This window comes from Macrococcus carouselicus, from assembly GCF_004359515.1.
In the GTDB taxonomy this organism is placed as follows: domain Bacteria; phylum Bacillota; class Bacilli; order Staphylococcales; family Staphylococcaceae; genus Macrococcus; species Macrococcus carouselicus.
The window spans coordinates 1-555 of record NZ_SCWD01000015.1 but is presented as its reverse complement, the minus strand read 5'-3'; the positions used below and the strand labels follow the sequence as shown (position 1 = coordinate 555).

General features: G+C 37.1%; 2 protein-coding genes. Both read right to left on the bottom strand.

The window, feature by feature from the left end:
- The coding region (locus ERX40_RS11045) for a cold-shock protein (RefSeq protein ID WP_133418549.1) at nt 1-112 on the bottom strand (112 nt) is incomplete at its 3' end.
- A gap of 232 nt (nt 113-344) precedes the next feature.
- Nucleotides 345-545 (bottom strand): cold-shock protein, encoded by a 201-nt coding sequence (locus tag ERX40_RS11040; protein ID WP_133418548.1) that lies wholly within the window; start codon nt 543-545, stop codon nt 345-347.
- Between the last annotated feature and the right edge of the window lie 10 nt (nt 546-555).

Sequence of the window (555 nt, the reverse complement as noted above, 5' to 3'; positions counted from 1 at the left end):
AGCCTTCACCTTGAATAGCACTGAAGTGAGCGAATACATCGTCGCCGCCTTCAACTGAGATGAAACCGAAACCTTTTTCTGCGTTAAACCATTTAACTGTACCTTGTGTCATGTGTCATGACCTCCATAAAATTATTAAATAATATCAATATCCCTTTTAAAGAAAAATTCACATATTACAAAAAGTAACTTATCAACCAAATTACTTTTTGTAATATGTGAAGATGACTTGAATGCGTATGTGTGATGTTATTTGTTCTAAGTATATAACGGATCTTCTCGTTTGTCAAACAAATGTTCGATGAAAATAAAAAAGAGGAGCAGTTGCTCCTCTGAATTAGTAATTATAATTTAACGATGTTAGCAGCTTGTGGTCCGCGTTGACCTTCTTCGATGTCGAATTCAACTGCCTGGCCTTCTTCTAAAGTTTTGTAGCCTTCACCTTGAATAGCACTGAAGTGAGCGAATACATCGTCGCCGCCTTCAACTGAGATGAAACCGAAACCTTTTTCTGCGTTAAACCATTTAACTGTACCTTGTGTCATGTGTCATGAC